We start from the raw sequence: 8625 nt of genomic DNA, 5'->3' as shown, positions 1-8625 counted from the left end.
GACTCTCTAAGGATTATGAAATTTTGCCGCAGACGTCGGAAGCTTTTATCTATATCGCAAACATTCGTTTGATGTTACGACGCTTAGCTTAGTACACTTCTCAGACATCCTCTTAGACGGTGATACTTCTCGGTCAGAGAAGTAAACAATGCAGCGTTTCCCTTCGTTACTTGCTCGTTCAATTTCTTCAACTGTACCGGATTCAGCTTCAGGGGTGGGTGTACCTAAGCGAGTCCAGAAGGTGCCAATTAAGAGATCACAAGTATCTACCAACTGTCGATTGATAACAGCTTGTCCCCGTTCTTCGAGACTGGGTGTCGCGTCTGTTTCCCAGCCAACGGGCATTAGCATCATTTTCATGTCCGCAGTGTGAATCGCGTTCCACTGATAAATTTGGTTTCGGATGATGTCTCGTTCTTCGGCAACGTCTCCGGGACTAGCAATGAGGATACGGTAGACTTTAGCTTCTACTGGCATGTATGATATGGGGCGAACTTATCCTATATATAGCGTATAAAATAGAGTTCTGTAGGCGTTAAACACTAAGGATAGTCCGATATCCGATGCAAATGGTGAGAGGATTTATCGGGTTATCGCATCCTCAAGCAAACAGAGTGATCGCATCCGTGCTAAATTTGCGCTGCACGTAGGCATCAGCGCGATCGCATCCTTGAACAAACTGGCGTGATCGCTCCTTGCTAAATTTTTGCTGCACGTAGGCATCAGTGCGATCGCATCCTCAAGCAAACAGAGCGATCGCATTCGTGCTAAATTTTCGCTGCACGTAGGCATCAGCGCGATCGCTCATACTAAAATTCAGACATACGCATCTGTTGAAGTAGTCCCACGTCTGGAGCAAGAACTCAAGGAAGTTGTCTGTGAGCGATCGCTTATCGGACTGTTACATTCAAGGTCAAATCGCTCATACCCCAAACTTCAAAGAATTGACGAAATAACACTTCACTGGCTGATGCCATATCTCCATCCGGATCAATGATTCCGCCCTCAAGCAACCTCCCTCCCTCGGTTTCCAAATTCAATCGCAATTCCCCATCATCGCTCTTGTGAAGAATTAGGCGGCCCCTTGCCAAAACTTGCCCCGCACGACTACTAATTACACACCGCATTATTTAAGTTCCCCCTGCTTTAAACAACAATAATTCATCATGATGCCAAGATATTCACGGCGATATAGCAACGCCATGTTCCGTTGCTAAGGGAAATGATGTTCCGATCGCAATGATACGATGAAGGCGACTGCCTACGGCACGCTAGGCGCATACGCTTTGCGGCATTCTACTGAATATGTATCGAACCTTCATCCCCGGCATCGCTCCACCTCCAGTACAATCTGAACCTGCGTGGTGGTTCGCATTTGTCGGCAATAAGCTGTTAGTTCGACTAGAAGGGACACTCAGCACAATTCCCAATCTTATCAGTTTAGGAGAGATTGGCTCGATAACCCGTGCGATCGCAATTTCTTGGCACCCTGGACGATAAACCTTGTTACTCGGCGGAACTGCCGAAAGATACGGTGATAGCCTTCTTTGCTGATTGAAGGGAAGTACCAGTAGCGCTTTATCCCCGGTCAGCATGACTATTTCCTCTTACCTTACATTCACCTTACGCTTGAATACGGTTCCACCTGACCTACCAGTTCCTGGGTATTTGTGGATTACTTCAACCTGATACTTGCCAGGGGTAAGGTTGTTAACAGTAGCTAGATACCGAAAATTACCCTCTGTGGCGATACATCCACCCTCAAGTGGATGGATGGTAACGCGCAGCGTCACTTTTTTGCCCTTTCGTTCCGCCGCACCGCTTAGTTTCTGGCAAGGATAGGGGGTAGATAACCCCTCTGCACGAATGGCCATACTACCCGCGCCACCTGTTGCACTCATCAAAGGACGTTCTAACTGTTGCCCAAGGGGGCCCGGTTGAGCTACGAAACGAAACCAGTCTGCTTGAGAGGATGTGTCAGCGGAGACTACATTCAAAGGATTGGACGCCAAAACAGAAGCGAATACACTGGCGAGTAGCAAAGTCTTCATTGTCGGTTTCCGATGATAAAAGGAAAGAGATTGGAGCGCGATACTTTAGTGTGAATGACACTCACCATGATTTCTCAGTTCCCTTCAACAGCGATCGCTCCATCACAGTGCCATCAATTTCATGCAACCATACCAGAGAGGTTTCGAGTAGTTGAGCCGCATGAAATACAACTGGATAAAAATTCTGCGCTGGTTTGCGATTGGAGTTCTGATTACTTTAGCAATCTGGCTGCTCAATAAATATGGGATTGAGCAAGTTCGAGAACAGGTGGATCGGTTTGGCCTCTGGGCACCTGCAATCGTGTTTGGGCTGCGCTTTACCAGTATCATCGTGCCAGTGCTTCCAGGTACTGCTTACGCGATTTTAGCCGGAGGTCTGTTTGGGTTCGCTCAAGGATTGCTAGTCGTTGCGTTGGCAGATTTAGCCTCCTGTACGTTCAATTTCTATATTGCTCGTCGCTATGGACGGAGTTTAGTAGAGCGATTTGTCGGTCAGCAATTTATAGAAAAAGTCGATCGCCTCGCTCAACAACATTTAGAACGCAACTTTTTCCTAATGACGGGTCTTTTGATGACCGGACTATTTGATTTCGTCGCTTATGCCGCCGGAATGACCAGAATGAGTTGGCAAAGCTATTTCTTAGCCCTGATTGTCAGCATTCTGATTGCCAAACCGCTTTGGGTCGCTGCTGGCGCTGGAATCTTTGAAGGCAGTCAGTCACTCTTAGGCTTTGCGATCCTGGGAGCATTCGGCATCGGCATCGTCACCGCTGTTGTCCAACGCCAGCGGTCACAATGATCGGCTAGGTGCTGAATGGCGGTGATACGATAAAAGCGATCGCCTGCGGCACACTATGCGATCGCGCTTGATTACATATGCATCGAACCTTCATCCCTGGCATTGCTCCACCGGAAGTACAATCTCAACCCGCTTGGTGGTTTGCATTTGCGGGCAATAAGTTGCTGGTTCGCGTTGAAGGAAGGGTGAGCTATATTCCCAATCTAATCAGCCTAAGCGAGATTGGCTTAATGCCCGTGCGATCGCAATTTCTTGGTACGTTGGACGATAGACCTTGTTACTCGGCGGAACTACCGAAAGATGCGGTGATAGCCGATGGCATGACTTTGCAAGGACTGCGCGAATTGTACAGCACCTTAGACGAAGACTTATATGCGCTCAGCAGTCGTGCGATTCAGATTATGGAATGGGATCGCACCCATCAGTATTGCGGACAATGTGCGACTCTGACAACGCAATTACCCAACGAACGTGCCAAGCGTTGCCCTAAGTGTGGATTAGTCAATTATCCTCGCCTCTCGCCTGCGGTGATTGTACTCATCTCGCGTGGTGAAGAGATATTGTTAGCTCGCGCTTCTCGGTTTCCACCAGGAATGTACGGTTTGATCGCTGGATTTGTGGAACCGGGAGAATCACTTGAAGAAACAATCGTGCGCGAAGTCCGAGAGGAAGTTGGCATAGAAGTCAAGGATATTCGCTATTTCGGCTCGCAACCTTGGCCTTTTCCAAACTCTCTGATGATTGGATTCACCGCTATCTATGCGAGTGGCAATATTGTCATCGACCCGCAAGAATTGGAGGATGCTGCCTGGTTTAGTAAAGACAGTCTACCGCTGATTCCTCCTAAACTGAGCATTGCCCGAAAACTTCTCGACTGGTTTGTTTCTACTGATTAAGTGATTTGGATGATATTGCGATCGCTTTTCATAAAGAAAGAGTGCGATCGCTCTCACGGTTCATACTCCACATCCAGAGCGTGCGATCGCTATTGGCAAAAATCAAGACATTGAAATAAGTTCAACAATAATATCTTCAGGTGCTTACTTCTACTGACTCAAACTCAACCTTGTCATATATATCTGCAAGCGTTATTTGGAATGAAAGGGAATTTAGAGATACTATTTCATTGGCATCGTCATACTCAGAAAATATCCAGCGTTTTTGCTCCGTTTTAAAGTATTGCTCAATGTGCATGGTGTATTGGTCAATTAAGAGATACTCTTGAAAACCGGGAATGGTACGATAGGCGGTAAATTTTGCGTCTTTGTCATAGCTTCTAGTGGACGTTGACAACACTTCAGCAATCATCAAGGGGTTAGTAATGGTGTCTCGCCGTCCTTCTTGTAATTGCAATTCACCCTGAACTACCATGACATCTGGATAAGTATAGATACGTTTTCTAGGAATCCAGAGACGTTGGTCTGTAAAAAAAACGTCATAGGGCTGGCGCTTGAGCGCAAAATTTAACGCAGCATAGAAGTTGCCAGCAATTTTGTTGTGATTGGGGGTTCCGCCAGTCATCAGGGCAATTTCACCATTGATATATTCATGCCGTTCTTCTGAGTTAACCTCAAAATCAAGATATTCTTCAGGTGTGTAAATTTTTTTATCTTCAGCTTGCATAATCATTTGATTTTAACCCCCAAGGTTTCAGTTGCCTGTTCCACTCCTGTTCTAGCAACTTCTCGCAGGAGAATAATAGTAAAGGTAAAGCACTGCTGCACAGTAGATCGTACTATTGACTCATGCTTGTCTGACTCTAAGACATAGAATAGTGGTCAAGCCTGTTACTGGTTGTTGTTATGAGCCAACTACAAGCCAAACTACCAACCGATACCTGGGTGAATGCCACCTGGGACGAATACCTTCTGGCAATTAGCGATCCTAGCTACGAAAAAGCTAGAGGCTACTACTATAACGGACGTATGAGGCTCGAAATGTCTCCACTAGGCAATCCTCACTCCCGCGACCACCTTATTGTTATCCACGCAGTCTGCCTGTTTGCAGGACTAAATCAGATTGACTTCGATGGTCACGATAACTGCACTTACCGCAAGATAGGCTATGAGGAAGCGCAACCTGATGTCTCGTTTTATTTGGGTTCCAATGCGGAAATAGTGCCTTGGGAAGCAACTATCATCGACCTCGATACCTACCCACCTCCCGATCTAGTCATTGAGGTTGCCTATTCTTCCCTGGCAGATGACAAAGGTGAGAAACGTCTACTCTACGAATCACTTGGAGTCCGTGAGTATTGGATTATTGATGTTCAAAATGTTCAGCTAATCGCGTTTGAGATCCAGAATCGAGGCAGTCGTAGAATTTACCAGTCCCAGGTACTTCCAGGTTTGGACATCGCGCTACTAGAAGAAGCATTACGGCGTAGTCGGCAAATGAATCATGGTAAGGTGAGTGCCTGGTTATTGTCCCAATTTCAAGCTTGACCTCCCAGCGTCCATCCTATACCTCCGGAAGTTTGGGCGATGGAAGTTATCACAGCTTCAGGAAGCATCAACTATTTCTCAGGCTTCAGTATAATCTTCATTCCCTTATATTGACGCCATAGTCCAAGTCTCTTGATTCGATACTCCACAAGTTCTGGTGTAGTTCCGTACTTTGCTGCTATTTCAGATACATCCCCTCTTTGTTCAACTAGCTTTTTGATTACGCCTGCTGGTAACAGGGTTGCTGCGGCTACATAGTAGGCGTCGTGTTCCTCAGCCTCAGCAAAAGTTCTGCCATAAACATCCGCAACCTTCGTTATTCGTGTCAGTTTATGACCGAGCAGTATATGCCATATCTCTTCTAGTAACGAAACACTTTGGCGTCTTGTACTTTGAGAGCTATTCCACACAATTGCCCATCTGTCTGTATTCTCCTCAAGAGGAACACTCATTGCAGACCAACTCTGTCTTCCAAAATTCAGGAGTTGAGATTTAAGCTGGCTATCAATATCAGTAACTTCTTCCAGGCTCAGCACCTTCACACCCTCAATTTGGAGGCGGAAAGCATCAAGCCGTTCATTCTCAGATAGACCTAGCTCCTGACGGAATAACTCAGCCATCTCCTCCATTTCGTCCTTTGAAAGAGAGATTGCAGCATCTAAATCTTGCTCGTGGCCGCTCTGCTCATTAACAGCATGAACTGAATTTGAACCGTACTTGCCCTTGAGGTAGTCTGCAACTCTTAAGAGACCCTGAACTGTCTCTGAGTCAATTTGTTTGCGCGCACGAAAATGCACCAATGCAACGCTATCGAACTTAAGACCAGCACGTCGAGCGTCATCACCAAGCCACTCCAATATACGAATCTTTGTATTGTTGTCAGGTTCTCCATCTCCTCTTTCAATCCGTGCCAAAGTCGAAAAGCTTACCCCCACTACTGATGAAAGTTGCCTGAGACTGTATCCCTGAGATTCTCTCTTCTGTTTCAGTAGTTCAGAAAGAATCATAGTTTGCTTATCCATAACAATATCTAAAGAATTTTTTAAGCTTTGTGCTAACGACACACATTGACACAGATGAAGGAGTTGAATAAGCTGTGTCTATGACACATAATCGCACAGATATGGAAGTTCCGTATCTGTCAACCGATGTTTCACAAGATTTTGAATCGTCACTTAATTTAAAGGTGATCTACATGATTATCAAAGCTAAACGTATTCGCAACCTGGAATTGCATTTTCGTTGGTTGCCTCCTGGTAAGAGGATTGTGTTTGGAGTGAGTGCCATTGATCGCTTCCAGAGTTTGCTGACAAAGATAGGCTTCACGGACACCCTGCAAATTGGGGAATCCGTTCTACCACCTCCTGCTTTCGGATCAATCAGCCGATTCAACGCTCTGGGAAAACTGATTATCCATAAAGATCGTCCCAAAGAGACTGCTTACAGAATGGTTGAATGGCATTGGCAGGAATGGCGAGGCAAGAATTCATCTGAGGAGCAATCCAAACTGGTGGATGTGCCTTATAAGCGCTATCCCAGAACGTTCGTCCTACCTCCAAGCGTTGAGTTAAAGATTGCGGCACAGAGCCAGGAGGGAGAGAAGCTTATCACCAGCCCAATGATGACATACGATAAGCGCAATCGTACCCAACTGCTGCACACGATCAACTTATTTCTGGATATTTTCGGGGAATGCCAGGTCTTTCATGAAAACCTCGATGCCATTATCAATGTTCCAATTAAGCATCTCAACTGGACGGTCTTACCACCAGGACGTTATCCCTGGAGCAGGCTGAAATCTCAGGTTCAAAGCTTGATCCAGCGTGTGCCTACGGGTAATCAGAAAATGATTGATAATCGGTTGGAAACAATCAACAAACATGAACCTGACTTTGTAGCTGTTGGACGAGCAGGATTTAGGGGTTACATCATCTTTGGGTTTACTGCGAAAAATCTGTTTGTGCTGGAGAGTATTTACTTTGGCAATGCAACCTACATTCTCGGTGAACGTTGGGAAGAACTCTCTGCGTTGACCAAGGCCGAAATCCTGAGCGAACATCTGCACAAAGATAGGGTTATCCATCGCGTTGGATGGCATCGGCAAATTCAAAAGCTACTCTTTGCGTAAACCTCACGCCTCAACACCAGCTAAGAATAAGTGCCATCGCCCATTATCTAGTCTGAGTTTAGGCAGTTGCAGCGGTTTGCTCTTCAGGGAGAAATGCCAGAACAATTTGCTCTCTTGGGATACCTGCGGCGATTAGGTCTTTGGTGATTCCCTGTTCCATCCCGTCATATTCCACCCAAACCTTACCCTCACGCAGAGTCACATAAATCAAATTTCCCCTAACCCGTCGTCCCCTATCCCAACCCACTTGCATCAGTGCATAGCGATTTTGCGCGTCGTCAAATACCGTATCGAGCCGAATATCTCCGTGAGAAGGCTGAAACTGAGCGTATCGTTGAATTACTTGCTTTACAATGTCCCGTTCTTGAGTGGTGGTATCCATTGCTTCACCTCTTGCGCCGCTACATCTACAATAAGCAATTTCATCGGTAACTTACGCATCACCAACTCACCAATCGGTTCCCTATGCGAACTAACAAGTCAGCGCTAGGCTAACGCCTCGCTTCGCTAACGCGATCGCTCTTCGTGGAAGATTTCCTGTCTTATCTTACGCTCACCTGACGCTTCAATACCGTCTCACTTAACCAACCACTATTCGGGTATTGGTGGATTACTTCAACTTGGTACTTGCCAGGGGTAAGCTTGTTAAGAGTAGCTTCATAGCGGAAATTGCCGACCATGAGGATACATCCACCAGTCTCAGGTGGACGGATGGTAACGCGCACTGTTACTTTCTTGCCTTTGCGTTCCGCCGCACCGCTGAGCCTCTGGCAAGGAGTTGATGCAGAGAGGTCTGCACGAACCGTAATATTTCCCGCGCCACCTTTTGCACTCACCAAAGGACGTTGTAACGCTTGCCCTGGGGTACCCGGTTGAACGATGAAACGAAACCAGTCTGCTTGAGAAGGCGTGTTCGTTGAGGACACATTCAAGGGATTAGACGCCAAAAAAGAAGCGAATACACTGGCGAGTAGCAGAGTCTTCATGGTCAGTTGCTATTAATAAAAGGAAAAAAGATTGGAGCGTGCGATGCTTTAACCTGTATGACACTCAGCACGACTTCTCAGTTCCCTTCTACAGCGATCGCCTCCAGGGTAAGAGCATCTTAATCAGGCTTGACACAAGGAATCAGAAGAATCTAAGGTAGGGTCAAGAAAACAAGAACTGAGAACTTGAATCATATAATCATCATCCATAGCGGCT

The 8625-nt window shown here is 46.3% G+C and carries 11 protein-coding genes and 2 pseudogenes; 6 read left to right on the top strand and 7 right to left on the bottom strand.

Annotated elements, in window-relative coordinates; translation table 11 throughout:
* A pseudogene (locus H6F66_RS02685) lies at positions 1-92 on the top strand (IS5/IS1182 family transposase); the annotation flags it as partial.
* Positions 93-183: 91 nt separating this feature from the next.
* On the opposite strand, the pseudogene H6F66_RS28200 reads toward H6F66_RS02685, so the two are convergent.
* Positions 184-477, bottom strand: a pseudogene (locus tag H6F66_RS28200) (DUF4062 domain-containing protein); the annotation flags it as partial.
* Positions 478-706: 229 nt separating this feature from the next.
* Here H6F66_RS28200 and H6F66_RS02680 point away from each other — a divergent pair.
* A complete protein-coding gene (locus H6F66_RS02680) occupies positions 707-997 on the top strand; it encodes a hypothetical protein (RefSeq protein ID WP_190417962.1) in 291 nt (96 codons plus the stop codon).
* A gap of 274 nt (positions 998-1271) precedes the next feature.
* Here the strand turns inward: H6F66_RS02680 and H6F66_RS02675 are convergent, their stop codons facing one another.
* Positions 1272-1595 (bottom strand): hypothetical protein, encoded by a 324-nt coding sequence (locus H6F66_RS02675; RefSeq protein ID WP_190417960.1) that lies wholly within the window; start codon positions 1593-1595, stop codon positions 1272-1274.
* Between the two features lie 12 nt (positions 1596-1607).
* The gene (locus tag H6F66_RS02670) at positions 1608-2051 is read right to left on the bottom strand and encodes a hypothetical protein (protein WP_190417958.1); all 444 of its coding nucleotides are present in this window, start codon (positions 2049-2051) and stop codon (positions 1608-1610) included.
* A gap of 160 nt (positions 2052-2211) precedes the next feature.
* Between H6F66_RS02670 and H6F66_RS02665 the strand changes: the two genes are divergently transcribed.
* The gene (locus H6F66_RS02665; protein WP_190417956.1) at positions 2212-2850 is read left to right on the top strand and encodes a VTT domain-containing protein; all 639 of its coding nucleotides are present in this window, start codon (positions 2212-2214) and stop codon (positions 2848-2850) included.
* A gap of 77 nt (positions 2851-2927) precedes the next feature.
* Positions 2928-3746, top strand: a complete 819-nt coding sequence (gene nudC / locus H6F66_RS02660) for an NAD(+) diphosphatase (RefSeq protein WP_190417954.1) — start codon at positions 2928-2930, stop codon at positions 3744-3746.
* Positions 3747-3882: 136 nt separating this feature from the next.
* Here the strand turns inward: nudC and H6F66_RS02655 are convergent, their stop codons facing one another.
* Complete coding sequence (locus tag H6F66_RS02655; protein WP_190417952.1) at positions 3883-4479, bottom strand: Uma2 family endonuclease; 597 nt, start codon at positions 4477-4479, stop codon at positions 3883-3885.
* 173 nt (positions 4480-4652) lie between these two features.
* Here H6F66_RS02655 and H6F66_RS02650 point away from each other — a divergent pair, with 173 nt between their 5' ends.
* Positions 4653-5294, top strand: a complete 642-nt coding sequence (locus H6F66_RS02650; RefSeq protein ID WP_190417950.1) for a Uma2 family endonuclease — start codon at positions 4653-4655, stop codon at positions 5292-5294.
* A 71-nt stretch (positions 5295-5365) separates the two neighbouring features.
* On the opposite strand, the gene H6F66_RS02645 is transcribed toward H6F66_RS02650, so the two are convergent.
* On the bottom strand, positions 5366-6316 hold the full coding sequence (locus H6F66_RS02645) for an ImmA/IrrE family metallo-endopeptidase (protein WP_206755767.1): 951 nt from the start codon (positions 6314-6316) through the stop codon (positions 5366-5368).
* An 80-nt stretch (positions 6317-6396) separates the two neighbouring features.
* Here H6F66_RS02645 and H6F66_RS02640 point away from each other — a divergent pair, with 80 nt between their 5' ends.
* On the top strand, positions 6397-7422 hold the full coding sequence (locus H6F66_RS02640; protein WP_190447641.1) for a hypothetical protein: 1026 nt from the start codon (positions 6397-6399) through the stop codon (positions 7420-7422).
* Between the two features lie 58 nt (positions 7423-7480).
* On the opposite strand, the gene H6F66_RS02635 is transcribed toward H6F66_RS02640, so the two are convergent.
* The gene (locus H6F66_RS02635) at positions 7481-7804 is read right to left on the bottom strand and encodes a XisI protein (RefSeq protein ID WP_190417944.1); all 324 of its coding nucleotides are present in this window, start codon (positions 7802-7804) and stop codon (positions 7481-7483) included.
* Between the two features lie 160 nt (positions 7805-7964).
* The gene (locus H6F66_RS02630) at positions 7965-8408 is read right to left on the bottom strand and encodes a hypothetical protein (RefSeq protein ID WP_190417942.1); all 444 of its coding nucleotides are present in this window, start codon (positions 8406-8408) and stop codon (positions 7965-7967) included.
* Positions 8409-8625 lie beyond the last annotated feature (217 nt).

This window comes from Trichocoleus sp. FACHB-6, from assembly GCF_014695815.1.
Lineage (GTDB): Bacteria > Cyanobacteriota > Cyanobacteriia > Cyanobacteriales > FACHB-T130 > Funiculus > Funiculus sociatus.
The sequence above is the reverse complement of the archived record's forward strand: the minus strand, read 5'-3'. Positions and strand labels throughout refer to the sequence as shown.

Coding starts and splice junctions, on each gene's coding strand:
- H6F66_RS02665 (WP_190417956.1), top strand. CDS start 2,212: ATGAAATACAACTGGATAAAAATTCTGCGCTGGTTTGCGATTGGAGTT.
- H6F66_RS02645 (WP_206755767.1), bottom strand. CDS start 6,316: ATGGATAAGCAAACTATGATTCTTTCTGAACTACTGAAACAGAAGAGA.
- nudC (WP_190417954.1), top strand. CDS start 2,928: ATGCATCGAACCTTCATCCCTGGCATTGCTCCACCGGAAGTACAATCT.
- H6F66_RS02675 (WP_190417960.1), bottom strand. CDS start 1,595: ATGCTGACCGGGGATAAAGCGCTACTGGTACTTCCCTTCAATCAGCAA.
- H6F66_RS02655 (WP_190417952.1), bottom strand. CDS start 4,479: ATGATTATGCAAGCTGAAGATAAAAAAATTTACACACCTGAAGAATAT.
- H6F66_RS02670 (WP_190417958.1), bottom strand. CDS start 2,051: ATGAAGACTTTGCTACTCGCCAGTGTATTCGCTTCTGTTTTGGCGTCC.
- H6F66_RS02635 (WP_190417944.1), bottom strand. CDS start 7,804: ATGGATACCACCACTCAAGAACGGGACATTGTAAAGCAAGTAATTCAA.
- H6F66_RS02630 (WP_190417942.1), bottom strand. CDS start 8,408: ATGAAGACTCTGCTACTCGCCAGTGTATTCGCTTCTTTTTTGGCGTCT.
- H6F66_RS02640 (WP_190447641.1), top strand. CDS start 6,397: ATGACACATAATCGCACAGATATGGAAGTTCCGTATCTGTCAACCGAT.
- H6F66_RS02650 (WP_190417950.1), top strand. CDS start 4,653: ATGAGCCAACTACAAGCCAAACTACCAACCGATACCTGGGTGAATGCC.